The following is a 25,080-nucleotide window of genomic DNA, read 5'->3' as shown; positions in this document are numbered from 1 at the left end:
CGACCGTCGAGGTCTTGCCATTCGTGGCCGGTCAGCCGGGGTTCCGGTAAGCTCGGGCATTGACGTTACGGGACCCGGCGATGCTTGTGTTGGTGACCGCTTCGATCAACGACAAGGCATACATGTGATGGCAGGCAACGTGTCCCGTGGCGAGACCGCGTATCTGAGACTCAAGGAAGAGATCCAGTCCGGCAATCTACAGCCGGGCACGCGGGTGCGTGAGGTCGAGATCGCCGAGCGGCTCGGCATCAGTCGTACGCCGGCGCGAGAAGCCATCCGACGACTGGAAAGCGACGGACTGGTGTCGTTCGTGCCCCGCCACGGTGCGGTGATCTCGAAGCTCGATCATCAAGAGACCATGGAGCTTTACGATCTGCGCGAGATTCTCGAAGGCTCGGCGGCCGGGTTCGCCGCTCGTCATGCATCGCCCGCCGAGATCGAGGAGCTGGACGAGCTGATCTCGGCAGAGCCCGCCATCGGGGACGATCCCAATCGCCTGGCCGATCTCAATCGCATATTCCATGCATCGCTTTATCGGGCGGCACACAATCGTTTTCTGGAACGCGCATTACTCGGGCTACGGGACTCGATGACCCTGCTCGGCGGCACGTCGCTGCGCGTCACCGGCCGCTTCGAAACCGCGCATCACGAACACCGTGCCATTGTGGCCGCTATCGCCGCACGCGACCCGCAGGCCGCCGATACCGCAGCACGCGACCATATTCGTAACGCCCAGCGCGCACGGCTCAAACTCATGCGCGAACATCTGGTCCTCGGCGCCGGCACGCTCGACGGATAATCCGCACCCGCGCGAGGCGATTCTGCCGAAGTGCGAATTCCTGTCTAAATCCCGTTCGCCCGCAGCCCTGCGAGGCGGGTTGGCCGGCGTGTGCAAGTCCTGTCGAACGCCCACCACATGGTCACTTCGCAGGCAGACACCCGCCCGGCACGACCCACGATGTACGACCTTCGTCGGGCTTAACCCGGATGGATTCGCTTGTATACTTCAATATACAACGACCTCGTCACGATGACGGTTCCGTCTGCCCAGCGGGTACGCCTGTCGCCCCCGCTTCGGCGGTAGAGCGAATGGCCTGTCGGCACTTGGCTCATCGCGCTACCCGAACCGCCCGCCAGGAGTCTCTATGAAACATCTCATCGCAAGTTCCCCGCGTCCGCTCAAGCGTTTGGCGCTGGCCGGCTTTATCTGTCTCGGCAGCCTCGCTACGGCCCAGATGGCCATGGCCGCCGATCTGACCGTACGTCTGGCCTGGTATATGCCGCCGAATACCGCCGTGTCGGCCCAGGGCGAAGAAATCGCGCAGCAGATCGAAAAGCTCAGCGACGGCGATATCGCGGTGCAGACATTTCCTTCGGGCTCGCTGCTCAAGGAATCGAACATCGGCCAGGGCATCGCCAACAATACGACCAACATGGGGATCCTGGGCATGCACTGGTGGTCCAATCAGGCGCCCTCGTTGGCATGGGATACGATCCCGTTTCTGGTGGACGACGCCTCGGACCTGCTCACTGCATTACACGGACCGCTGGGCAAGGACGTGGACAAGACGCTCAACAAGTTCGGTGTGAAGGTCGTCGGCTGGGGCTTTTATGGCTATGCCGAGAGCTATCTGAATACCAAGAAGCCGATCAAGACGCCGTCGGATCTCAAGGGCCTGAAGATGCGCTCGGAGGGCAAGCTGTCGGCGGAGTTCCTCAAATCCCAGGGTGCGACCCCGGTGGCCGTCGATTCCAGCGAGGTCTATACCGCCATGCAGCGCGGCACGCTGGATGGCGGGGTATCCGGCATGTCGTCGATCGTGTCCCGAAAGTGGTATGAAGTCGGCGACTACATCACCGCCATTCACTACGTGCCGCTGGTCTATCCGATCCAGGTCAACCGCAACTGGTGGGAGAACGAGTTGACCGATGCCCAGCGTGCCACGATCGAAAAAGCGGTCGCCAGCACGGAATCGGACGCGGTCAAGGAAATCGAGGACGAGTTCAAACGCCAGATCGCTATGGCCGAGAAGCACGGCAACAAGGTTTATCGCCCAAGCGACGACGATCTGCAGAAATGGCGCGAGGCAACCACCGAGCAGGCCAAGAAAAGTTATCTAGAGGACGCTGGCGACGCGGGCCAGAAGATCCTCGCCGATTTCCAGCAGAGCGCCAGCACCGACAAATGATCCGTCAGTGGATCCGGAGCGCCCCATGAGCTCACCGACGCTGCACCAACGGAGCGCGGCCGGCCTGCTGGGCACAAGCGGTCGCTTGGCCGGCCGGATCGCGGATCTGGCCGGCCACTTTGCCGCACTGATCATGATCCTGCTGACCATATCGGTCACGCTGGGGGTGATCTTGCGCCTCGTGGGGATCGACAATTCGTGGACCTACGATCTCGACCTGTTCACATTGATCTGGCTGGCATTCTTCGGCGCGGCGTTCACCTCGCTGCGTAACGGCCACGTGACCTCGGGCGTTGCACTCGAGCACATGCTCGGCGGCCATCGTGCGGCGCTGGCTCTGGCAACTGTCCGTTTTCTGATCGTGGCCGTTTTCCTGGTCGTGTTCGCCTATTCCAGCTTCAACCAGGCGTTAACGAGCTACACCAACCATGAGACCACGCTGGACATCATCCAATGGCCGGTCTGGGTTGCGAAAGCATCGTTGCCGCTCGGTGCGGTGTGCTGGCTTGCAGCCGAAATCCACAAATTCCTTGCCCGGCTGGCGCCGGCCCGCTAGCCAGCTCGAACGGCCGGCCGCGGTCGTCGAAGCCATCTCAATACACGCCCGACCGGCAACAACGAAGGCCTCACGATGCATTTCCTCATCATGCTGGTTTGCCTGGCCGTCCTGCTGGTGCTGGGCATACCGATCGCGATAGCGCTGCTGATCAGCGGGGTACTCGGTTATAGCCTGGTCATCGGCATCGCACCCGGCATCACCGCCTTGTCCCAGACCGCCTACTCGGACGTGAACTCGTTCGTGATCATCGCGATTCCGCTCTATATCTTCATGGGCCAGATCATGCTCAAGGGCGAGGCCGGGCGTGACCTGTTCGACTTCGCACAGCGCGTGGCCGGGCGGCTGTCCGGCGGCTTGGTGATCGCCTCGATTCTGGCCAGCGCCATCTTCGCGGCGATATCGGGCTCGTCGACAGCGACCGCGGCAACGATCGGCTCGATCAGCATTCCGGAGATGCTCAAGCGCGGCTACGACCGTCGGATGGCCGCCGGCGCGGTGGCCGTGGCCGGCAGTCTTGGTATTCTCATCCCGCCCAGTATTTCGTTCATTCTGTATTCGCTGGTCACCGGTGCGTCGGTGGGCAAACTATTCAGCGCAGGGCTCCTGCCCGGCATCCTCCTGGCCGCACTGTTTTCGCTGTATACGATATGGGCGACCCGCCGCCAGGAGGCACGCAACCCTCAGGCCGCCCAAGCAACCACAGCGCTGGAAAAACCGCCTTTGACGGTCGGCATGTTCGGCAGCCTGCTGATGATCGTGGTGGTCCTGGGCGGGATCTATCTCGGCTGGGCCACGCCGACCGAGGCGGCTGCGATCGGGGTGGTCTATGCCCTGCTTCTGACCGCGCTGGTCAAGCGCACGCTCACCCCGGGGCTGTTCTATCGCGCCACCCGAGACAGCGTCGTGACCAGTGCCATGATACTGATGCTGATCGCCGGCGCGTCGGTGTTCGGCAACACGCTGTCTCTCCTGCGTGTACCGCAGGATGTCGCCAGCTGGCTGGATTCGCTCAACCTCGCGCCGTGGCAGTTCCTGATCGCGGTGAACATTCTCTATCTGGTGCTGGGCATGTTCATGGATGCCTCGGCGGCTATTCTCGTGACCGTGCCGATCTTCTTGCCGGCGTTGCAGGCTCTGGATATCAATCTGATCTGGTTCGGGGTGATCCTGGTCATCAATATGGAAATCGGCGCGGTGACGCCGCCGGTGGGTATGAATCTGTTCGTGGTGCAATCACTCTACGAGGACTACACCATCCGCGACGTGCTTGTCGGGTCGCTGCCCTATGCGCTCATGGGCCTGATCGGGCTCGCGCTGGTGATGATCTTTCCGCAGATTGCACTCTGGCTGCCCTCGCTCGGTGGCTAGCCACCGCTTGCTGCAACGGCGCACTGCGTGAGCGGGGCCGCGCCCAACCTGCGTCGCTCGCTACCGGGCTTTGTGACCGCCATTGCCAGTGCGTTGGTTGGCGGCGGCTTGTTCGCCGTCGTCGGCCTGCCCATGCCATGGCTGCTCGGCTCGATCGTGGGCACTGCGATAGCGACCATGGGCGGACTACCGGTCCGCGTGCCGTCAGTGCTGCGCGATCTCGTGCTGGTGATATTGGGGCTGATGATCGGCGCCACGCTCGACCCGGCCGTGCTTGGCCATCTCGCCCAGTGGCCGGTCTCGCTGATTGGCGTGATCCTGTATGTCGCGGTGGCCACGACCGGCCAGTATCAGTTCTTAAGACGGGTCGGCGGCTACGACGCCCCTACCGCCTACTTTTCTGCCGCGCCCGGGGGGTTCATGGCCATGACCGTCATCGGCGGCTCTTTCGGCGGCCAGGAACGCACCATCGCCCTGATGCACGCCGTGCGCGTGGTGCTGGTGGTGTTCATCATCGTCATGGGCTATCACCTGATCGTGGGTTCGAGCGGCGCCAACACTGCGGAGTACGTGGCACTGGGATCGATATCCCCGTATGACCTGGCTACGCTCGCGGGCCTCGGCGCGCTCGGTGCGCTGGCCGCACGCGTGCTGCGACTGCCCGCACACACCCTGCTCGGGCCTTTGCTGGTCATGGCCAGTCTGAGACTGACCGGCGTGATCGATATCGCGGTCCCGAGCGCCCCGATCGTGGTCGCGGAAATCGTTCTGGGCAGTTCCATCGGCGCCCAGTTCGCGGGCGCGACGTTGGCCGAACTGCGGCGCGGCTTCTTGCTTTCTTTGATCTCGACGCTGTTCATGCTGGCCTTGACCGGGGTGTTCGCTGTCGCCGTACACGCGCTAAGCGGCCTGCCCATCGACGCACTGCTGCTGGCGTTCTCTCCAGGCGGCATGTCGGGCATCTCCCTGATCGCATTGGCACTGAACATCGAGCCGGCGTTCGTGACGGTTCACAATATGACCCGGGTGCTGGTGATCCTGGTGGCCGGTCCGGCCCTGTTCGGCGCGCGCGTCAAGGCCGACGCCAGCGAATGAGCGTTTATCGGTACAGCCGGGCGGCGTCGAGCTTGTTAGACTGCGCGCCAGACGCACGGGCGCCGGCGGCGGCCCGATCACGCCCCAACCCAGGCGATTTCTCGCGATGGCCGACTCACAGCAACCGCTGGTAATCGACAACCTTCACAAGCGTTTCGGCGACAACGAAGTCCTCAAGGGTCTGTCGCTCACCGCCCGCCAGGGTGATGTCATCACGCTGATCGGCGCCTCCGGCTCGGGCAAGAGTACGTTTCTGCGTTGCATGAACCTTCTCGAACAGCCCGACGCCGGCGAAATCACCGTGCACGGTGAATCCATCGTGTTCGAACACAAGCGAGGCCGGCGTCGCCCGGCCGACTGGAAACAGGTCGAACGGATCCGGGCCCGCCTGTCGATGGTGTTCCAGAACTTCAATCTCTGGGCTCACATGACGCTGATCGAGAACGTCATCGAAGCGCCGATCCATGTACTGCGTACGCCGCGCAAGGCGGCACGCGAACAGGGTATGGCACTGCTGGAACGGGTAGGCCTGGTCTCGCACGCCGATCACTATCCGGCCCAGCTGTCCGGTGGCCAGAAGCAGCGCGGTGCGATCGCCCGCGCGCTGGCCATGGAACCCGAGGTGATGCTGTTCGACGAGCCCACCTCGGCACTCGATCCGGAACTTGTGGGCGACGTGCTCAAGGTCATGCGCGAACTGGCCGACGAGGGCCGTACCATGGTGGTGGTCACTCACGAGATGGATTTCGCACGCGAAGTGTCCAGCCAGGTCATCTTCCTGCACGATGGACGTATCGAGGAAGCCGGCGCCCCCGGCGATATCCTGACCCGACCGGCCTCCCTGCGCCTGCAGCAGTTCCTCGCGCCGCGGTTCTGATCGTCGTGTGGCCGATCGATTTTCAGGGCTACGGGCCGCGGCTGTTCGAAGGCGCGCTCTTGACCTTCGAGCTGGCGGTGCTGTCGCTCGTGGTTTCGCTGGTCCTCGGCCTGATCGCAGCCAGCGCGCGGCTGTCGGGCTCGCGTGTGGCCGCCGGCGTTTCGATGGGCTATACCACGCTGATACGCGGCGTCCCGGACCTGGTGCTGATGATGCTGCTGTTCTACGGCGGCCAGATCGGGCTGAACCTGATCACCGACCAGATCTATGCATGGTTCGGACTGGACTGGTTCGTGCTCATCAACCCGTTCGCGGCCGGCGTGGCCACGCTCGGCTTCATCTACGGCGCCTATATGGCAGAGACGATCCGCGGTGCCTTTCTCGCGGTCGACGAAGGCCAGATGGAAGCCGCACGCGCCTACGGCATGAGCCCCTGGCTGGTCTTTTCTCGCGTGCGTTTTCCCTTGATGATGCGCCATGCCCTGCCGGGGTTGGGCAACAACTGGCTGGTGCTGCTCAAGAGTACCGCGCTGGTATCGCTGATCGGCCTCACCGACATGGTCCTGGTTGCCAGCAAGGCGACCAAGGATACCCATGAGCCGTTTCTGTTCATGGTGCCCGTCGCGCTGGGTTATCTGGCGATCAGCAGCCTGTCGGAGCTGATCATGCTCTGGCTGCGGCGCCGCTACGACACCGGTTTTGCCCGAGGCGACTGATGGAAGCCTGGCTCAACGACATCGCACCCTGGCTCTCGGCCAACGATATCTTCACGCCGGTGACGCTTGCGGTGTACTGGCACGGGCTGGTGAGCACCGTTCAGCTGGTCTTCGTATCCCTGATCGTCGGACTGGTACTGGCCGTTCCGCTGGCCCTGATGCGCGGCTCCCGACATGCCTGGCTGAATGCGCCGGTCTGGTTGTTCACCTACGTGTTTCGCGGCACGCCGCTGCTCATCCAGCTGTATCTGGTCTATTACGGCTTCGCGTTCATTCCGGGTATCCAGGAGACCTGGCTGTGGTTCTTTCTTGAAGGCCCCATCTACCCGGCACTGTTCACATTCACGCTCAATACCGCGGCCTACACCACCGAGATATTCCGCGGCGCGATCCGCGCAACCGACCGCGGCGAGATCGAAGCCGCACGTGCCTACGGTATGTCCACGGCGCAGACCTACCGGCGCATCGTGTTGCCGAGCGCGTTCCGGCGCGCCCTGCCGGCCTACGGCAACGAGGTGATCTTCATGCTCCACGCCAGTGCGATCGCAAGCGCGGTGACGATCACGGATCTCACCGGTGCGGCCTACGACACCTATTCCGACTACAACGCGGCGTTCGCGCCTTTTCTTTTCGCCGCACTGGTCTATATGGTTCTGAGCTTCGCCATCCAGCTGACCTTCCGGCTGCTGGAACACCGCCTGCTTCGGCATCTGGCCAGCCCAGGATAGCGGCGCCTCCGACGATTGGCCGATAACCCCGAGCCGCGAGCTTGGTTACGATGACGCATCACGGCCGCGTTCTGGAGCGATTCGTGCATCACGATCGCCCAGCCGCCGTCCGGCGTGCCGGTCGGCTACCGTACTCGACATTCTGAACTCACCGGCGGCCCGCGGGTTGCCGACCTCAAACGAGGAACACTGATGACAAACCGTATCGTGCAGCTGGCCCTCGCGGCGATGCTCGCCGCAACCGCCACGACCGCCCTGGCCCGCGGCGATGACGTCCGTATCGGCGTGAACACCCCTTATGTGCCGATGGAGTACCAGAAGCCCGATGGCAGCCTGACCGGCTTCGATATCGATCTGGGCAACGCGCTGTGCAAGCAGGCCGAACTCAACTGCACCTGGGTGGAGCAGTCCTGGAACGGCATCATCCCCGGCCTGCAGGCACGCCGGTTCGACGCCATCATGTCGTCGATGACGATCAACGACGAACGGCGCAAGCAGCTGTTGTTCTCCGAACCATATATCGTGCCGCCCTCAGCGTGGTTCGTGCCCGCCGACAGCCCGATCAGTCAGCCCACGGCCGATCAACTTCAAGGCAAGACCGTCGGCGTTCAGCGCGGCACCGTACAGGACGACTATGTCAGTGAAACGCTGGGCGATGTGGTGGACGTCAAACGCTATGCCAACGCCGACGATGTCGTGCTCGATCTGGATGTCGGCCGTCTCGATGCGGCGTTTTTCGACTATCCCACGGGCCTGTCGGCGCTGCTCGAGCCTGAAGACAAGGATTACAAGAGCATCGGCGACAAGATGACCGAGCCCAAGAAATACTTCGGAGAAGGTTTCGGGATTGCCTTTCGCAAACGCGATCAGGCATTGGCCGACCGGTTCAACGCCGCGCTGGCCGAGCTCAAGGACAACGGCACCTACGATCGTATCTATGCCAAGTACTTCGGCGACGAGCAGACGGCCACCGATTGATCCACGCCGCCGTCCGGCGGAACCTCCCCGAGCAAGAGCCCGCTAATGCGGGCTCTTCTTTTGGGGGCCGAGGTGGGCCGCCACGGCGCGTATCAGCCGCGCGCTGTCAGCGGCGCGAGCGCTCGAGCACGAGCAGTGGGTCGATGCGGGTCGCATACCAGGTCATGCCCCAATGCAGATGGGGCCCGGTGGCCCGGCCCGTGGCGCCGACCTCGCCGATGACCTGGCCCTGTGCCACATGCTCGCCCACGCCGACATCCAGCCTGGACAGATGCAGGAAGTTGGAGCCGATCCCGTGGCCGTGGTCGATGAGGAGCGTGCCGCCGGTCAGGTAGAGATCCGGCTCGGCAAACGTCACCACTCCGGCGGCGGGGGCCACGACCGGCGTACCGGTGGCCGCGGCGATGTCCATTCCCGAGTGCGCCGAACCGGGCGTACCGTTATAGATTCGCTGGTTGCCGAAGCGACCGCTGACACGCCCCTTCACCGGCCATATGAAATCCTCGGCGAAGCCCAGGCCGTCGTCGCTGGTTTGTCTCGTGGCGGCCACGCTGGCCTGCTCGCGGGCGATACGTCGGGCGATCGCCGCTGGCGGAGACACGGTCTTGGGCGGCACGCCATCGACGCGCTCGATCGGCCAGTCCCGCGGCGTCACGCGGATCGAGACCGTTTCTGTCGGCTGCCCGGGCGGCGTGATCTGCACACGCGCCGGGCCTTGCGCATCGCGACCGATACCGAACACCACAGTGCCGTAGTCGGTCACCCGCAGTTCACGGCCGGCATAGACAACCCGGCTGTCGGGCGCCACCCGGCCGATCACCATTGCCCCCTGCGATACGGCGCCAGGGAATGTCGGCGCCAGGGGCCCGGCCGCGGCCGCGATGGTCCATATCGTCCACAGCAGCGTGCCGATTGCTGCCAGGCAGAGCGGGCGGCCCCACGGGGCCGACAATCGACGCCGACCTGGACGCATCGGACGGACTGACTGCATGGGCACACTCCTGTTTGTCGTACTGCGCTTTCATTCGCGGACTGCTTAGAGAACAGCCACTGAAAGACCGAATACCGCCCAGCATAAGCCGGATCGCGAACGCGACGGGCGGCCCGGGTCGTTCGTTCGACCATTGCGGCCCCGCGTGTGGCTGGCCAGGCCGGTCGCGCGGTTCGGCTTTTAGGTGCGCAAACGACGCGGCGTTCCTGGCTGCGACCGGACACGCACACTCCCCTGGCGCTCCATGTGCCGAAACCGTGATCGCATCGTCAGGTGCGGCTACTAAAGATTCCGGGCGATGACCATTCGCTGGATATCGCTCGTCCCCTCATAGATCTGACACACCCGCACGTCGCGATAGATGCGTTCGATACCGTAGTCGGCGAGATAGCCGTACCCGCCGAGCGTCTGGATTGCATCCGAACAGACCCGCTCGGCCATTTCAGATGCGAACAGCTTGGCCATGCAGGCCTGCTCCAAGCCGGGCCGGCCGGCTTCGCGCAGCGCTGCGGCATGCAATACCAATTGCCGGGCGGCGGTGATCTGCGTTGCCATATCGGCCAGCCGAAAGGCCACAGCCTGATGCTCGATGATCGGCCGTCCGAAGCTGCTGCGCTCACGTGCGTAGTCACGTGCGGCTTCGTAGGCGGCCCGGGCCATGCCCACTGCCTGTGCCGCGATCCCGATGCGCCCGCCTTCCAGATTGGCCAGGGCGATGCGATACCCCGCGCCCTCTTCGCCGAGTCGGCAGTCCGCGGGCAGGTGCAGATCGTCGAAATTCAGCACGCAGGTATCGGATGCGCGCTGGCCCAGCTTGTCCTCGACCCGGGCGACCGAGAAGCCCCGCGTGTCGGTGGGCACGATGAAGGCAGTGATTGCATCCCTGGCCCCGGGATCACCGGTGCGGGCAAAGACCAGCACCACGTCGGCATGCGCGCCCGAGGTGATGAACTGCTTGGCACCATTGAGTACATAGCCGTCGCCTTCGCGGCGTGCGGTGGTCTGGATGTTGCGCGCATCCGAGCCGGCCTGCGGCTCGGTCAGCGCGAACGCACCCAGCATGTCGCCCCGGGCCAGCGGCCGGAGAAAGCGCTCGCGCTGCGCGTCGCTGCCGAAATTCAGGATCGGCACGCAGGCCACGGAGTTGTGCACGCTGGCAATGGTCGAACACGAGCCGTCGCCGGCCGCGATTTCTTCCAAGGCCATCGCATAGGCGACATAGCCGGTTTCGGACCCGTCCCAGGCTTCGGGGACAAGCATGCCGAACAGGCCGAGTTCGGCCATTTCTCGCACCGCCTCGGTGGGAAAGCGATGTTCACGATCCCATTGGCCGGCGAACGGCTTGAGCCGCGCCTGTGCAAACTCGCGTACCGCGTCGGCGACCTGCTGCTGTTGCTCGCTGACCAGCATGCGGGGCTAGCCTTCGCGCTCGACGGCGATCGCGGTGGCTTCGCCACCGCCGATACAGATCGCTGCGACCCCGCGACGCACGTCACGCTCGTGCATCGCCGACAGCAGCGTCACCAGTATGCGCGCCCCGGACGCACCGATCGGGTGACCCAGTGCACAGGCTCCGCCGCGCACGTTGACGGTATCGTGCGACAGATCGAAGGCGCGCATCGCTGCCATGGGCACCACCGCAAAGGCTTCGTTGATTTCGAACAGATCCACATCACGCATTGCCCAACCGGTACGCTCGCCCAGCCGCTGCATGGCGCCGATCGGAGCGGTGGGAAACAAGCCCGGCGGGCCGGCGAACGCCGCATGGCCGCGGATGGTGGCCAGCGGCGCCAGATTCCGTCGTTCGGCGGCCGAGCGACGCATGAGCAGCAGCGCAGCGGCGCCGTCGGATATCGAGCTGGCGTTGGCCGCGGTCACCGTACCGTCTTCGCGGAAGGCAGGCTTGAGCTCCGGCACACGTTCGATGCTGGCCTTGTACGGCTGTTCGTCAGTGTCCACGCTCACGCACTGCCGGCGTTCGCGCGCCTCGACCGGCACGATCTCGTCGTCGAACAGGCCGGTATCGATCGCGTGGCGTGCACGCTCCAGCGACGCGATCGCGAACGCATCCTGATCCGCGCGCGAAAAACCCTGTTCGGCCGCACAGTCCTCGGCATAGGTGCCCATCAGCCGGCCCGGCTCGTACGCGTCTTCGAGCCCGTCGAGGAACATATGATCCACGATACGGCCGTGGCCCATACGATAGCCGGCACGGGCGCGATCAAGCAGGTAGGGCGCATTGGACATGCTCTCCATCCCGCCGGCGATGACCACCTCGGCACTGCCGGCGGCCAGCATGTCGTGGCCGATGAGCGCGGCCTGCATGCCCGAGCCGCACATCTTGTTGACCGTGCTGCAGCGCGTGGCCTCGGCCAGGCCGGCGCCGAGTACGGCCTGGCGCGCCGGTGCCTGGCCGAGGCCGGCCGGCAGGACGCAGCCCATCAGCGCTTCATCGACTTCGGTGTCCGCCAGGCCGGTGCCGGCCATAACGGCCGCCACCGCCGCCGCGCCGAGCTCGGGCGCAGCCAGGCCGGCAAGCGTGCCCTGGAAGCTGCCCATGGGCGTACGTCGGGCCCGCACGATGACAACGGGATCATCCCGCATGACGAAACTCCTTGAGAACTGGCGATCGCTCGCGATCAGCTGCGACCGTGGGCCATACAATCACGACCGGCGGATCGCCGCAACAAGCCCATCGGCGCACCGATCGCAAACGCCCGAATGGCGTGCCGCTACACTTCAACAGCCAGCGATCAGATACCCGCGGTCGGCGAGCGCGGTCTCCGCAGGCTCCGGCCGGTGGAACAGATAGCCCTGAAAACGCTCGACTCCGGCCTTGGTGAGCAGTTCCAGCACCTCGACGGTCTCCACGCCTTCGGCGATCACACCGAGATGCAACGCGCGGGATACATCGCCGATCGAACGGATCACCGCGCGATTGATCGGGTCACGCTGCAAGTCGGTGACGAACGAGCGATCGATCTTGAGTCCATCGACCGCCGCACGCTTGAGCATGTCGAAGCTGTTGTAGCCGCTCGCGAAATCGTCGAGCCAGACACGAAAGCCGCGTTGACGCAGGTTCTGGATGAGCTTCGGGTAGTGTTCGCCGAACAGAGCATCGCTTTCGGTGATTTCGAAGACGAAACGTTGCGCCTGCGGTCGTCTCTGGTCGAGCAAGGTGATCAGTTCTGCATGAAATTGCGGATCGGCCAGGCTGACCGGACTGATGTTGATGCTCAGATAGGTCTCGGCAGGCCAGAGGCCCCGGCGCTCGTAGGCGGCGACCAGATCCAGCGCCGCGGTCACGACCCAGCGGTCGATACGACTCATCATGCCCAGGCGCTTGGCGGTCGGCAGAAAATGATCGGGGGCAATCACGCCGTCCGGCCCGTCGAACCGCAGCAATGCCTCGTAGCCAATGCGTCGACCTGTGGTATCGACGATGGCCTGCAGATAGAGTGTGAACAGGTTCTGCTCGAGCCCGCTCTGCAGCAGTTGCGCAGTACCCATATAGGCAGCCGCAGCGCCCTGCTCGTGGTCGGCCTGGTACACGTGATAGCGATTACGGCCCATATCCTTGGCGATATACAGCGCGGCATCGGCGTGCATCAGCACGGTCGCAGTGGCTTCGATGTCCGGTGTCAGTGCTGCGATACCGATACTCACACCCACCGCATACCGACGCTGGTTGAACGAAAAGCCGAGGTCCCGCGCCGCACGAATCAGCTTGTCGGCGACGACTTGTGCGCCGTGGGCGTCCTTGGCGTGAATGATGACGGCGAACTCGTCGCCGCCCAGTCGGGCGAGTACGTCGCTCTCGCGCAGTGCAGCCCGGAACTTCACCGAGATCTGGCGCAGCAGTTCGTCACCGGCGGCGTGACCACAGGTGTCGTTGACGGTCTTGAAATGATCCAGATCCAGATACATCACGAACGTCGGCAGCTTGCTGGCTCGCAGGCGCTGCCAGCTGAGCGTGAGCGCATCCTCGAAGCCGCGCCGATTGGGCAGCCCGGTCAGCGCGTCGTGCCGCGCCTGGTGGGTCAGCTCGTCGGTCATGCGACGCGCATCGCTGATGTCCTGGAACACGAAAACCGCGCCGGCGATTGCGCCGTTTTCGTCGTGGATCGGCGAAATCGAATCGACGATGGATATGAAGCTGCCATCGAGCCGCTGCAGCCGGGTGAAGATCGGTACCCGGACGCGCTCGCCGTCACGCAGTACACCAGCCAGCGGATCGGGCAGACGCCTGTCGCGGTCCGGGTCGTGAAACAGAACATGTCGTTCGAAGGGTTCACCCACGAGCGCCTGTTCGCATACCCCGAGCAGGCTGCAGGCGGCCGTATTGATATCGGTGATCAGGCCGAGCGCGTCGACCCGGATCACGCCTTCACCAATGGCCTCCAGCGTGACCTCGGCCAGCCGCCGCGCCTCGAACAGCGCGGCGTGTTCTTGTTTTCGCTCGGTAATATCCTGGATATGGGAGATGAAATACAGCGGCTCGCCCTGATCGTCACGCAGCAGCGACACGTCCAGTTGGACATCGACGATCCGGCCGGTGCGATGGTAATAGCGCTTTTCCATGCGGTAGGCACGGATCCGCCCGGCCAGCAGCGCCTGTACGTTGGCCAGATCGGCTTCGAGGTCGTCGGGGTGGGTGATCTGCTGGAACGTAGTGGACAATAGAGCAGGCTCGTCGTAGCCGAGCATGTCGCACAACGATCGGTTGACGGTCAGCCAGCGCCCCTCGGGCGATACCAGGGCGATGCCGATCGGCGCTTCCTGCAGAGTCTGGCCCAACCGGCGTCGCGAATGGCGCAGCGCGCGTTCGCTTTCCTTTCGTTCTCGGATATCGGAGAGTATTCCGACGATACGGCTTTGATCGTCGGCGATACCCCGCCCAGCTTCCTTGACCCATAGCTCGGTGCCATCCGGCGGCCGCAGACGATACTCGGCGATATAACCCTGGCTCGGATCGCTCGACTGGGCCTCGATCAGCTGCTGGCGTGAGTCGAAATCCTCCGGGTGGATCCAACTCAGCCATTCGCTGCGCGGCACCTCCAGCCGGTCGAGCCCACCCAGACCGGTTCGCTGAACGAAGGCACCCGATATCCGGTAGGTATCGGTGCTGAAGTCGATCTCGATCAGACCCAGCCCCGCGTTTTCGCCCGCCATGCGCCAACGCACGCCGTCTTCGGCCAGACGGCGCTCGAGCGCCTGGTTTTTCAACCGCTCCTCGGTCTGGTCGTGCACATCGAGGATGGCACCGGCCAACAGGGGGGCGCGGTCGTTGCGGACCTCGACCTGGCCGATCGTCTGGACATGACGCAGTTGCCCGTCTGCACGCACGATATCCAGCGTGAGAGACCAGCCAGATCCGTCGGCCAACGCGGCATCCAGCGCGGCTTCCAGTTGCACGCGCGACTCGGGAGTATAGAAATCCAGCGCCGTGTCCAGCGCCGGCGTGTACGACTGGCGAGTGAGTCCGTGCAGGTTGTAGACGCCGTCGGACCAGAAGATGTCTCGGGTCTCCAGATCGAATAGCCAGCTGCCCCCCTTGGCATGGCGCTCGAGTACATCGACGGCGATGTCATGCATATCGGTCATCCGTTCAGGCCAGGTCTGCCATCGCCTCCCGACCTGGCAGTGAAGCAACCGCGATATGTCATGTTATCGACTTCGAAAGATCCCTGCCCTCACACGGTCGGCCTGGCCACGATCAGGTCCGTCATGACCGATCATGCCCAGGTGCGGATTCGTCGTCGCGCAGGGCGACATTGCAAAGGGCCATGCCGAACTCCGACAGCCGTATCGTGCTGCGCTCTATATGGGCATAGGCACCCAGTTCGTCGGTGATATACACCTGAGCGTCGCGTACCAGCGTCTCGGCTTCGAGGATCTCGTATTCCGGTTCCAGATCATCGCGCTCCGGGCCGACGGTGAGTAGACCGAGCGAGTGCATATGGGCAATGAAATGCGGCACCTGATCGCGCAGAAGCACGCCCGCCTCCTTACCGACGCTGGAGGCGAACGACAATACACGCTCGCGCGCGCCGCCGATGAGCGATCCGGCACAGACATGAATCATCGGCCAGGCTCGGCCCCCGGCCATGAGCACGAGAATACGGGCCTGGGACGGGTTGAGCTGACGCAGTACGCGGACATAGAAATCGAACTCGATGGCGTGCTGATCCGTGCCCCGCGAGGCGCGCAGCAGTGCCTGCAGAATTTCGCTGGGATCCACATCGGTCTGGTGGTCCGATGTGGTGCCCAACGGGTCCGGCGGCTCGCCGCCGGCCCGAGCCAGACGTTGATTGAGCTCGATCAGCAGCCAGTTCTCGGCCCGGCGCAGGGCTCTCAGGCCGATGCCGGCCACCGGCCGCTGCGCCAGTTTCAGCAACGCCTGATGGAAAGCATGCAGCGGCAGGGGGCCACGTGGCTCGGGATCGAAATGTTGGCCGAGATCCGGCGTGGGTTCCTCGTGTTCGCTTGATCTGTTCACGCAGTCTTCCTTGTCGTTACACGGACGCACGTCGCTGGCTGACGAGTATCAGCCGCCGCCGAACAGGACGACGAACTGAAACACGCCCACGGCCAGACCCAGTGCCGCGCCCACGGTGATCAGGATCCATTCGTCTTCTTCGAAGGCCGGACGAAGCATGCCCTCGAACTCCCGCGGCGGCAGCTGGCGCATGCGCTCGACCAGCGTCTGCTCGATGGCCAGCTCCCGGTCGGCGTAATCGACAAACGACTGCATGGCCGGCGATGGCCGATCCTGGGCGTCCGGCGTCTGTGCGATGAGCCGCTCCACGGCCGTCTGCTTCAGGCGAATATAGTTCACGTCGCCCACGGTCCAGCTCATGAACGAACGGATCGGGCCGGCGCTTTCGTCGATCGCTTCGCCCACGCGATGCGCGATGATCGTGAAGATTCGATCGGAATACGGTCCGCGCAGTACCTGTTGCAGGATATTGATCGGCGAGAGCACTTCGTTGGCCACCAGGTCGCCGTAGGCGCTGGCGACATCGCGCTGTCGCTTGAAGAACAGCCCGTGTAGCTCGAACGGGCCGACCCGATGCTTGTCCTTCGGATTGAAGATCATCTTCAGCGCGGCCCAATTGGTGAACCAGCCCACCATCAGCCCCACCGCGGGCAATAGCCAGAACGGCTGATAGAACATCCACACGAACATCTGCAGTAGGCCCAGCGGAAACCCGAAATATGCACCGGAGCGCGCAATGAAGCGGAATTCCTTATCGCCGGTCTCCAGAAAGATCCGGTTCATCAGTTCCTTGTGATGAACCAGATTGGTGACCACCATGTTCTTCAGATCGAACACCTGGTTCACATCCTTGCGCAGATCGCGCACCGTGTCGGCGATCGCCTGTGGAATGGTGGACTGGATGCGCGCGACGATGGTCTCGCGTGCGGCCTGCGGCGTTCGCGACCACACTTCGGGATGGTGAGTACGCATGACCTGGTCGACGAGATCCTCGGTCATCTCGTTGAGCGGCACCTTGAGGTGCTCGGCGACTTCTTCGGGATCCAGCCGGGCGAAGATCTCTTCGCTGTCGATCAGATTCTGGGTGATCGTGTCGGTGGCGATCGCCGACATCTTGGCCGCCTTGCGCGGCACGATGCCCTGCCAGCCGAGATACGGCTTCCAGAGGCCGACGAACTCGATCGGGTGGAACATCATCTTGATCGCCACGACATTGGTTATATAACCGATGATCGCGCTGATGAACGGCATCGAGGCGTATTTCCAGAACGTCGCCGTCGCGAGAAAGCCCATATCCATGTGGCCCGACTCCTCATCTATGCACCGCGGGCGTTATTGATCGGATCGGCCATGTGGACAACCGAAAAGATCTGGTTTCCGATAGACCATACGCTTGTTTGTCGTGCCTGTCTCGAACCGCCAGACAAGGTTCCAACCACAAAAAAGCCCCGCGGATGCGGGGCTGTTTCGTCGTTATCGACGGTCAGGCTTGTCGCAGAGCCCCCGGCACGCGGATGTTCTCGACCATCTGCTCGATTTCGGGCGGTGGCGGTGCCGTCACCCTCGATACAGCATAGGCCACAACAAAGTTGACCAAGGCCCCGATCGCGCCGAACGATTCCGGCTGGATGCCGAACAGCCAGGCATCGGCCGAATCCGGGAACAGATTGGTCCCGGGAATGAAGAACATCCCCTTGTAGATGAAGATATAAGCCACGGTGGCAACCAGACCGGCCAGCATGCCGGCGATAGCGCCCTCGCGGTTCATCCGCTTGGAGAAGATGCCCATCAGCAGCACCGGGAACAGCGACGAAGCGGCCAGCCCGAACGCCAATGCCACCACTTCGGCGGCGAACCCCGGCGGGTTGATCCCCAGGTAGCCGGCCACCAGTATCGCGCCGACCATGGCGATACGCCCGGCCATGAGCTCGCCTTTTTCAGAGATGTTGGGCCGCAGCATGCTCTTGAGCAGATCGTGCGAGATCGCCGAGGAGATGGCCAGCAACAGGCCGGCCGCGGTCGACAACGCGGCCGCCACGCCGCCGGCCGCGACCAACGCAATCACCCAGGAGGGCAGCTGAGCGATCTCGGGATTGGCCAGCACCATGATGTCACGGTCGACCGTGGTCATCTCGTTGCCCTGCCAGCCCATCTCGTTCGCCGTCGCCTGAAACTCCGGGTTCTTGTCGTTGTAGTACTGGATACGGCCGTCGCCGTTCTTGTCCTCGAAGCCCAGCAGGCCGGTGCCTTCCCAGGTCTTGAACCACTGGGGCCGCTGTTCGTAATCGAGATTGGCCGTCTGCTCGCCGATCGGGCCGGTTTGGACCGTCTGCATCAGATTCAGGCGAGCCATGGCACCGACCGCCGGCGCGGTCGTGTAGAGAATGGCGATGAACACCAGCGCCCAGCCCACCGACTTGCGGGCATCGGTGACCTTGCGCACGGTGAAAAAGCGGATGATCACGTGCGGCAGGCCGGCCGTGCCGATCATCAGCGACAGGGTGAGCAGAAAGATATTGACAGTGGAATGCTCGGGGTCAGTGAAACGGTCGAAACCCAGGTCGGTGATGACCGTGTTGAGTTTGTCGAGCAGATACACCCCGCTGCCGTCCGCCATGGTCGAGCCGAGCCCGATCTGAGGCAACGGAATGCCGGTCAGCTGAATGGAGATGAACACAGCCGGCACCGTGAAGGCGAAGATCAGTACGATGTACTGGGCGATCTGGGTATAGGTGATGCCTTTCATGCCGCCGAGCACGGCATAGACGAACACCACCCCCATCCCGATAAGGACACCGGTTTCGAACTCCACTTCCAGGAATCGGCCGAAGGCCACGCCCACGCCTTTCATCTGGCCGATCACATACGTCACCGACGCCACGATCAGGCAGATGATGGCCACGGTGCGCGCGACGTTGGAGTAGTAGCGCTCGCCGATGAACGCCGGAACCGTAAAGCTGCCGTACTTGCGCAGATAAGGCGCTAGCAGCAAGGCGAGCAATACGAAGCCGCCTGTCCAGCCCATCAGATACGGCGAAGCGTTATAGCCGAGAAAGGCGATCAGACCCGCCATGGAGATGAACGACGCCGCGCTCATCCAGTCGGCCGCGGTGGCCATGCCGTTGGCGATCGGTCCGACGCCGCCGCCGGCAACATAGAACTCCTCGGTACTGCCGGCACGGGCCAGAATCGCGATGACGAAATACAGCAGAAAACTGCCGCCGACCGCGAGATAGATCCAGGTTTGTGTGTCCATCGTGCTCCCCTAATCCTTTTCTTCGACGCCGAATTCCCGATCGAGCTTGTTCATACGCCAGGCGTAAAAGAAGATCAGGAACAGGAACACATAGATCGCGCCTTGTTGAGCGAAGAAATAGCCCAGGGGATATCCGCCGATCTGGATGTTGTTGAGCACATCCACCAGCAGGATGCCGCAGCCGTAGGACACCACGAACCAGACCACAAGCAGCTTGAGCAGTAACCGGATGTTCGCACGCCAGTAATCGGCGGCGGAACCACTCGGGCGATCGGACATGACCCCTCCCTGTTGTTGAATTCGGATCGCCGCAAGGGTGCTTCAAGCGGGCTCGCCCGGCAATGAGACTTTTGGCTATCGGAGCGCGTAGCCGAAAAACATGGCAAACACAGGGATTATCACAATTGTCTGCACCATGCATTGTTCTGATTCAAGCGCTTGCGTCCGAATTCCAGACACGAAAAAGCCCGGCCGAAGCCGGGCTCTGTGTACGCAGGCTTTGCTGGACGCGGCTCAGCCGGCGCGTTCCGCCTTGAGCTGGCGACGACGCGCATGCAAGACCGGTTCGGTATAACCGGACGGCTGCTCGCGGCCTTTGAAGATCAGATCCGAGGCCGCCTGAAAGGCGATCGACGCATCGAAATCCGCCGACATCGGCGTGTAGTTCGGGTCGTCCTCGTTCTGACGATCGACCACCTTGGCCATGCGCTTGAGCGTTTCACGCACGTCGTTCTCGTTGGCCACGCCGTGGTGCAGCCAATTGGCGACGTGCTGCGAGGAGATACGGCATGTCGCACGATCCTCCATGAGCTGGGTATCGGTGATGTCCGGCACCTTGGAACAGCCCACGCCCTGATCGACCCAACGCACGACATAACCGAGGATGCCCTGGCAGTTGTTATCCAGTTCCTTGGAGATTTCCTCTTCGGAGAGCTCGCGATCAAGCAGCGGGATCGTCAACAGGTCGTTGATATAGTCCTCGCGGCGCGACTCGAGTTCGCCTTGGCGCGCGAGCACGTCGCAGCGATGATAGTGGATCGCATGCAGCGTCGCGGCCGTCGGCGACGGCACCCAGGCGCAATTGGCACCGGCCTTCGGATGGCCAATCTTGGCCTCCATCATGTCCGCCATGTTATCGGGCGCCGGCCACATGCCCTTGCCGATCTGCGCCTTGCCGCGCAGCCCGCAGGCCAGACCGGTATCGACATTGTTGTCTTCATAGGCCTTGAGCCACGGCTGCGATTTCATCTCGCCCTTGGGCAGCATTGGACCGGCTTCCATCGAGGTATGCATCTCGTCGCCGGTACGGTCGAGAAAGCCGGTGTTGATGAAGATGGTGCGCTCACGCGCTTCGGCGATACAGGCCTTGAGATTGAGCGAGGTGCGCCGTTCCTCGTCCATGATGCCCATCTTGAGCGTGTTCGGCTTCATGCCGATCGCCTTCTCGATATGCTCGAACAGCTTGACCGTGAAGTTGACCTCGGCCGGGCCGTGCATCTTCGGTTTGACGATATAGACGCTGCCGGCCCGGCTGTTGGTATGCGGGCCGTTGCGCTTGAGATCGTGCAGTGCGATCGTGCCGGTAGCCAGCGCGTCCAGAATGCCTTCCGGAATCTCGTTGCCCTGTCCGTCCAGCACGGCGGGCGTGGTCATCAGATGGCCGACGTTACGCACCAGCATCAGGCTGCGACCCGGCAGCGACAGCTCCGAGCCGTCGGGCGCGGTATAGACCCGGTCATCGTTGAGCTTGCGGGTGATGGTCTGGCCGCCCTTCTCGACTTTCTCTTCCAGATCGCCCTTCATCAGGCCGAGCCAGTTGCCGTAGACCAGCGCCTTGTCTTCGGCATCGACCGCCGCGACCGAGTCTTCGCAATCCTGAATGGCAGTGACGGCGGCTTCCATGAGCACGTCCTTCACCCCCGCCGCGTGGTCCTTGCCCACCGGGTCGGTCGCATCGATCTGGATTTCGGCATGCAGCGCATTGTGGACGAGCAGCACCGCCTTCGGCGCGCTCGCCTCGCCCTGGTAGCCGGCGAACTGCTTGGGCTCCTTGAGCGCAGTATGGCTGCCGCCGACATCGACCGACAGGGTGCCGTTATCCACCTTGTAGGCGGTCGCATCGGCATGACTGCCTTCGGCAAGCGGGAAGTTCTCGTCCAGAAAGCGGGCCGCCCAGGCTACGACCTTGGCGCCGCGCTTGGGGTTGTAACGCGTGCCCTTCTCCGCGCCGTCGGATTCGGGAATGATGTCCGCACCATAGAGCGCATCGTACAGGCTGCCCCACCGGGCATTGGCCGCATTGAGCGAAAACCGCGCGTTGGTGATCGGTACCACCAGCTGCGGACCCGGCACCGTGGCGATTTCCGGGTCGACGTTGTCGGTGGAGACTTTGAAATCGTCGACGTCCGGCACGAGATAGTCGAGCTCCGTCAGCAGCTTGCGATATTCTTCGAAATTGAACTGGTCGCCGCGATGCTCGCGGTGCCACTTGTCCAGCGTCTCCTGCAGTTCCTTCCGGTGAGCCAGCAGCTGGGCGTTGTGCGGGCCGAACTCGGCGACCAGATCCGCCAGTTCCTGCCAGAACACGTCCGATTCGACACCGGTGCCGGGCAGCGCTTTCTCGATCAGCTCATAAAGCGGTTTGCCGATCTGCAGGCCGGACTTTTCGATACGGTCAGTCATAGTTCGCCTTTGATTTCTCTTGGCGGCGGTATCGCTTGACCCACCGCAAAACATCAGTCCGGCATGATAACAAAAGGCCTGCGACAGGTAATCGGTACGCCGTCTACGCCCGTCGTCGCGGTCGCGGCTCGGTTCGTCGCTCCAGCCGGCGCAGAAACTCGCCCATGATCGCATCGTAGAGAGCCTCGCCGGCGACCAGGTCCTCGATGCCGGCATCGATACTCGGATTGTCGTTGATTTCAATGACCTTTAACCCGTGCACGGTCTGCTTGAGATCCACGCCGTAGAGGCCGTCGCCGATGAGGTTGGCGGCCCGCACCGCCGTGCGAACGACGTGGGCCGGGGCGTCCTCGACGGCCAGCGTACGCGAATCGCCTTCGCTGGCCCCGCCCTCGGCGGCGTAATCCACGATCTGCCAATGGCCGCCGGCCATCAGGTACTGACAGACATACAAGGCCTTGCCACCCAGTACGCCGACCCGCCAGTCGAACTCCGTGGGCATGAACTCCTGGGCGAGCGCCAGCTCGGAGTCGTCGAGCAGGCGCGCAGCGATGCGCTTGAGTTCGACCCGATCCTCGGCCTTGAACACGCCCTTGGAAAAAGCGCCCTCCGGGGCCTTGAGGACCATGGGAAAACCCAGCAGCTCCGGCAGGCGATCGACCTCGTTCTCGCCGAAGATACAGGCACGTGGGGCAGCCACCCGATGGCGGGTGAGCAATTCGGCCAGATAAACCTTGTTCGTGCAGCGCAGGATCGAGGTCGGGTCGTCCATGACCACCAGGCCCTCCTGTTCGGCACGCCGCGAGAAGGCATAGGTATGGTGATTGAGACGTGTCGTTTCGCGGATGAACAGTGCATCGAACTCGGCCAGGCGTCCGAGATCGCGCTTGCCGATCTGTTCGACTTCCAGGCCCAGCTTGCGCCCGGCGGCAACGAACGCCTTGAGCGCACCGCGGTTGGACGGCGGCTGGTCTTCATCGGGATCGACCAGCATTGCCAGATCGAACCGCGAGGCCCGACGCTTGCGCGTCGCCCGCCAGCCTCGGGTCACATGCGCTGCGACCGCATCGGCAAGAAATTCCGCCTCGCTGGCTTCCAGCGCGCGGATCGACAACGGCCGCAGTCCGGCCACCCGGACACGGCCTTCATGATGGCGCAGTTCGACGTCGAGCAATGGCACGGCGAACTGCTCGAACAGACGACGCGCCAGCGGCGCCAGATCGGCATGCTCGCACTGACCCAGAAAGATATGGCAATGCTTGGGCAGCGCCGCGCGCACCTTGGGTTCCAGCCGGTCGAGATAACGCGCCAACGCCGGAATTTCGCCGCCGTAGAGTATCTTGCGCGACAGATCCTGCAGCGTGGCCACGGACGACACCACACGATGGCCCCGTGCTTCGGCCAGTAGCGAACAATAGTAGCCCAGGCTCTGGTATCGGGTGCTTCGACACAGATTGATCACGTGAAGCCCGCGCTCGGCGAACGCCGGGTCGGACAGATACTCGTCGGCCTCGACCAGGCGCACCGGCTGACGCTCGGCCTTCCAGTCCTTCAACGACTCCACGACGACGATCGGCTCGGCCATGGCCGTACTCCGCGATTAGGGGTTGGAAATCGGTTCCGGCAGGCGTTTGAACAGGCGGATCCCGTCCTCGCCGTCGGGGTAATAAGCCGCCAGCCGTGCGCCGGTGTCATAGCCGTTCGTAGTAAACAACGCGCGCGATGCCAGATTGCCGGTGCGCGCCTCGGCATGCATCGTACGACAACCGCGCGCACGGGCGTCTTCCTCGGCAGCGCTCAACAGGGCACGGGCTACCCCGCGGCCGCGGGCCGGCACCGCCACGGCAATCGAATACACGCGTGCGACAAGGCTCGACCGGCGGTACAACACGATTACGTCGCCCAGCACCACCGAGTCGGCTTCGGCCAGAAACACCGCCGAATTCGCCCGGCCCAGCAGGTATGCGAGACTGCGGCGGCTCTGCGCGTCGATCGTGAAGCAGGCGCGCTCGAGTGCCTCGATCGCATCGAGATCTCGACCAAGCGCACGACGAACGGACACGGACACAGCTGCCGGCATGGCGCCGATTATACGCGGGAAACCGGCCGCCACCGTGTTGGACGATCAGCCCGCTCGACCGCCGCTCACTTGGGCTGTAGCTGGGCCAGGACCATCCGTGCGGCCGCCGCCGACGACGCCGGATTCTGGCCGGTGACCAGGTTGCCGGCCGTGACCACGTGCGACGCCCAGTCGCGGCCCTGTGAATACACCCCGCCCTGCGACTTGAGCATGTCCTCGATCGAAAACGGAACGATCTCGGACAAGCCCACCGCCGCTTCCTCGGAGTTGCTGAAACCGGTCACTCGAAGGCCGTGCACCAGTGGGCCGCCCCGGCCGTTGGTCGCCCACCGCAGAGCGGCCGGCCCATGACACACCAGACCCAGCGGGATGCCTTGTTCATAGGTGCGCTCGATCAGGGCGATAGAGTCGCGGTCCTCGGCCAGGTCCCATAGCGGGCCGTGCCCGCCCGGATAGAACACGGCATCAAAGCGCATATCGCGGACCTCGGCCATACGGCGCGTATCCGCCAGCGCACGACCGGCTGCATCGTCTGACTTGAAACGCGCAGTGGACTCGGTCTGCGCTGTGGCGTCGTCGCTGCGCGGATCCAGCGGCGGGTGACCGCCGGCGGGCGAGGCGATCACCACCTCGGCCCGCGCATCGGTGAAGACATAGTATGGCGCGGCGAATTCCTCCAGCCAGAACCCCGTCTTGTCCCCGGTGTCGCCCAGCCGGTCGTGGGATGTCAGCACCATGAGTATCTGCATTGTCGTGTTCTCGCCTAGAAGGGTGATGCCGATCGGCACATCGGCCTGCGGCGATAGCGCGGGGCGCTGGCCGCAGTAACAAGTATCGCCTGCCGTGATCGGCACGCAAACCCCGACCAGACGAGCGAACCGTGGCCGGACCGTATGCGACACATGCGTCCTGACCCATAGCGGGCTGTCACATCCGACGATGGAATATGGGCAGTCGTCTGCTGACGGGCCGCCCCGTATACGGGCCGTTGCCACGATCACCGGGCCGATGACCGCCGCACTTGCACCGAGCGGGGACCGTGCTCCGCGTCCACACGATCCC

General features: G+C 63.6%; 21 protein-coding genes. 9 read left to right on the top strand and 12 right to left on the bottom strand.

The window, feature by feature from the left end; genetic code table 11:
* Positions 1 to 127: 127 nt before the first annotated feature.
* The 9 genes from T31B1_RS17415 (at position 128) to T31B1_RS17375 (ending at position 8,510) form a co-directional block, all read left to right on the top strand.
* Positions 128 to 799 (top strand): GntR family transcriptional regulator, encoded by a 672-nt coding sequence (locus T31B1_RS17415; protein ID WP_353250811.1) that lies wholly within the window; start codon positions 128 to 130, stop codon positions 797 to 799.
* A gap of 346 nt (positions 800 to 1,145) precedes the next feature.
* Entirely contained in the window at positions 1,146 to 2,189 is a 1,044-nt protein-coding gene (locus tag T31B1_RS17410; RefSeq protein ID WP_353250810.1) for a TRAP transporter substrate-binding protein, read from the top strand.
* A gap of 25 nt (positions 2,190 to 2,214) precedes the next feature.
* Positions 2,215 to 2,745 (top strand): TRAP transporter small permease, encoded by a 531-nt coding sequence (locus T31B1_RS17405; RefSeq protein ID WP_353250809.1) that lies wholly within the window; start codon positions 2,215 to 2,217, stop codon positions 2,743 to 2,745.
* 75 nt (positions 2,746 to 2,820) lie between these two features.
* A complete protein-coding gene (locus T31B1_RS17400; RefSeq protein WP_353250808.1) occupies positions 2,821 to 4,116 on the top strand; it encodes a TRAP transporter large permease in 1,296 nt (431 codons plus the stop codon).
* Positions 4,117 to 4,143: 27 nt separating this feature from the next.
* Positions 4,144 to 5,211, top strand: coding sequence for an AbrB family transcriptional regulator (locus T31B1_RS17395; RefSeq protein ID WP_353250807.1), 1,068 nt, complete (start codon positions 4,144 to 4,146; stop codon positions 5,209 to 5,211).
* A gap of 106 nt (positions 5,212 to 5,317) precedes the next feature.
* On the top strand, positions 5,318 to 6,088 hold the full coding sequence (locus T31B1_RS17390; protein WP_353250806.1) for an ABC transporter ATP-binding protein: 771 nt from the start codon (positions 5,318 to 5,320) through the stop codon (positions 6,086 to 6,088).
* 5 nt (positions 6,089 to 6,093) lie between these two features.
* The gene (locus T31B1_RS17385; protein ID WP_353250805.1) at positions 6,094 to 6,804 is read left to right on the top strand and encodes an ABC transporter permease; all 711 of its coding nucleotides are present in this window, start codon (positions 6,094 to 6,096) and stop codon (positions 6,802 to 6,804) included.
* Complete coding sequence (locus T31B1_RS17380; RefSeq protein ID WP_353250804.1) at positions 6,804 to 7,532, top strand: ABC transporter permease; 729 nt, start codon at positions 6,804 to 6,806, stop codon at positions 7,530 to 7,532. Before T31B1_RS17385 ends, T31B1_RS17380 begins: the two co-directional genes overlap by 1 nt.
* Before the next feature lie 192 nt (positions 7,533 to 7,724).
* A complete protein-coding gene (locus tag T31B1_RS17375; protein WP_353250803.1) occupies positions 7,725 to 8,510 on the top strand; it encodes a transporter substrate-binding domain-containing protein in 786 nt (261 codons plus the stop codon).
* 106 nt (positions 8,511 to 8,616) lie between these two features.
* Here T31B1_RS17375 and T31B1_RS17370 read toward each other — a convergent pair whose 3' ends face one another.
* From T31B1_RS17370 to T31B1_RS17315, 12 genes are all read right to left on the bottom strand, one after another.
* Entirely contained in the window at positions 8,617 to 9,501 is an 885-nt protein-coding gene (locus tag T31B1_RS17370; RefSeq protein WP_353250802.1) for a M23 family metallopeptidase, read from the bottom strand.
* 282 nt (positions 9,502 to 9,783) lie between these two features.
* On the bottom strand, positions 9,784 to 10,911 hold the full coding sequence (locus T31B1_RS17365) for an acyl-CoA dehydrogenase family protein (RefSeq protein ID WP_353250801.1): 1,128 nt from the start codon (positions 10,909 to 10,911) through the stop codon (positions 9,784 to 9,786).
* Positions 10,912 to 10,917: 6 nt separating this feature from the next.
* A complete protein-coding gene (locus T31B1_RS17360; protein WP_353250800.1) occupies positions 10,918 to 12,105 on the bottom strand; it encodes an acetyl-CoA C-acyltransferase in 1,188 nt (395 codons plus the stop codon).
* A 135-nt stretch (positions 12,106 to 12,240) separates the two neighbouring features.
* Positions 12,241 to 15,096: a PAS domain-containing protein gene (locus tag T31B1_RS17355; RefSeq protein ID WP_353250799.1), complete on the bottom strand. Its 2,856-nt coding sequence runs from the start codon at positions 15,094 to 15,096 to the stop codon at positions 12,241 to 12,243.
* A gap of 130 nt (positions 15,097 to 15,226) precedes the next feature.
* The gene (locus T31B1_RS17350) at positions 15,227 to 16,000 is read right to left on the bottom strand and encodes an Abi-alpha family protein (protein ID WP_353250798.1); all 774 of its coding nucleotides are present in this window, start codon (positions 15,998 to 16,000) and stop codon (positions 15,227 to 15,229) included.
* Between the two features lie 48 nt (positions 16,001 to 16,048).
* Positions 16,049 to 17,299 carry a DUF445 family protein gene (locus T31B1_RS17345; RefSeq protein WP_353250797.1) on the bottom strand — a complete coding sequence of 417 codons (1,251 nt, stop codon included), beginning with the start codon at positions 17,297 to 17,299 and terminating at the stop codon, positions 16,049 to 16,051.
* Positions 17,300 to 17,483: 184 nt separating this feature from the next.
* Positions 17,484 to 19,256 carry a sodium:solute symporter family protein gene (locus T31B1_RS17340; RefSeq protein ID WP_353250796.1) on the bottom strand — a complete coding sequence of 591 codons (1,773 nt, stop codon included), beginning with the start codon at positions 19,254 to 19,256 and terminating at the stop codon, positions 17,484 to 17,486.
* A gap of 9 nt (positions 19,257 to 19,265) precedes the next feature.
* Positions 19,266 to 19,535, bottom strand: a complete 270-nt coding sequence (locus T31B1_RS17335) for a DUF4212 domain-containing protein (RefSeq protein WP_353250795.1) — start codon at positions 19,533 to 19,535, stop codon at positions 19,266 to 19,268.
* A 234-nt stretch (positions 19,536 to 19,769) separates the two neighbouring features.
* Entirely contained in the window at positions 19,770 to 21,938 is a 2,169-nt protein-coding gene (locus T31B1_RS17330) for a malate synthase G (RefSeq protein WP_353250794.1), read from the bottom strand.
* Positions 21,939 to 22,041: 103 nt separating this feature from the next.
* On the bottom strand, positions 22,042 to 23,523 hold the full coding sequence (locus T31B1_RS17325; RefSeq protein WP_353250793.1) for a RimK family ATP-grasp domain-containing protein: 1,482 nt from the start codon (positions 23,521 to 23,523) through the stop codon (positions 22,042 to 22,044).
* 15 nt (positions 23,524 to 23,538) lie between these two features.
* A complete protein-coding gene (locus tag T31B1_RS17320; protein WP_353250792.1) occupies positions 23,539 to 24,000 on the bottom strand; it encodes a GNAT family N-acetyltransferase in 462 nt (153 codons plus the stop codon).
* 83 nt (positions 24,001 to 24,083) lie between these two features.
* Positions 24,084 to 24,767, bottom strand: a complete 684-nt coding sequence (locus T31B1_RS17315; protein ID WP_353251068.1) for a type 1 glutamine amidotransferase domain-containing protein — start codon at positions 24,765 to 24,767, stop codon at positions 24,084 to 24,086.
* Positions 24,768 to 25,080: the final 313 nt, after the last annotated feature.

The organism is Salinisphaera sp. T31B1, from assembly GCF_040361275.1.
Taxonomy (GTDB): domain Bacteria; phylum Pseudomonadota; class Gammaproteobacteria; order Nevskiales; family Salinisphaeraceae; genus Salinisphaera.
This window is presented reverse-complemented; position numbering and strand designations above follow the sequence as displayed.

What these genes read in the sequence shown, in the direction of transcription:
- T31B1_RS17415 (WP_353250811.1), top strand. Translation starts at nt 128, where the DNA reads ATGGCAGGCAACGTGTCCCGTGGCGAGACCGCGTATCTGAGACTCAAG.
- T31B1_RS17410 (WP_353250810.1), top strand. Translation starts at nt 1,146, where the DNA reads ATGAAACATCTCATCGCAAGTTCCCCGCGTCCGCTCAAGCGTTTGGCG.
- T31B1_RS17405 (WP_353250809.1), top strand. Translation starts at nt 2,215, where the DNA reads ATGAGCTCACCGACGCTGCACCAACGGAGCGCGGCCGGCCTGCTGGGC.
- T31B1_RS17400 (WP_353250808.1), top strand. Translation starts at nt 2,821, where the DNA reads ATGCATTTCCTCATCATGCTGGTTTGCCTGGCCGTCCTGCTGGTGCTG.
- T31B1_RS17390 (WP_353250806.1), top strand. Translation starts at nt 5,318, where the DNA reads ATGGCCGACTCACAGCAACCGCTGGTAATCGACAACCTTCACAAGCGT.
- T31B1_RS17380 (WP_353250804.1), top strand. Translation starts at nt 6,804, where the DNA reads ATGGAAGCCTGGCTCAACGACATCGCACCCTGGCTCTCGGCCAACGAT.
- T31B1_RS17375 (WP_353250803.1), top strand. Translation starts at nt 7,725, where the DNA reads ATGACAAACCGTATCGTGCAGCTGGCCCTCGCGGCGATGCTCGCCGCA.
- T31B1_RS17370 (WP_353250802.1), bottom strand. Translation starts at nt 9,501, where the DNA reads ATGCAGTCAGTCCGTCCGATGCGTCCAGGTCGGCGTCGATTGTCGGCC.
- T31B1_RS17365 (WP_353250801.1), bottom strand. Translation starts at nt 10,911, where the DNA reads ATGCTGGTCAGCGAGCAACAGCAGCAGGTCGCCGACGCGGTACGCGAG.
- T31B1_RS17360 (WP_353250800.1), bottom strand. Translation starts at nt 12,105, where the DNA reads ATGCGGGATGATCCCGTTGTCATCGTGCGGGCCCGACGTACGCCCATG.
- T31B1_RS17355 (WP_353250799.1), bottom strand. Translation starts at nt 15,096, where the DNA reads ATGCATGACATCGCCGTCGATGTACTCGAGCGCCATGCCAAGGGGGGC.
- T31B1_RS17345 (WP_353250797.1), bottom strand. Translation starts at nt 17,299, where the DNA reads ATGGATATGGGCTTTCTCGCGACGGCGACGTTCTGGAAATACGCCTCG.
- T31B1_RS17340 (WP_353250796.1), bottom strand. Translation starts at nt 19,256, where the DNA reads ATGGACACACAAACCTGGATCTATCTCGCGGTCGGCGGCAGTTTTCTG.
- T31B1_RS17335 (WP_353250795.1), bottom strand. Translation starts at nt 19,535, where the DNA reads ATGTCCGATCGCCCGAGTGGTTCCGCCGCCGATTACTGGCGTGCGAAC.
- T31B1_RS17330 (WP_353250794.1), bottom strand. Translation starts at nt 21,938, where the DNA reads ATGACTGACCGTATCGAAAAGTCCGGCCTGCAGATCGGCAAACCGCTT.
- T31B1_RS17325 (WP_353250793.1), bottom strand. Translation starts at nt 23,523, where the DNA reads ATGGCCGAGCCGATCGTCGTCGTGGAGTCGTTGAAGGACTGGAAGGCC.
- T31B1_RS17315 (WP_353251068.1), bottom strand. Translation starts at nt 24,767, where the DNA reads ATGCAGATACTCATGGTGCTGACATCCCACGACCGGCTGGGCGACACC.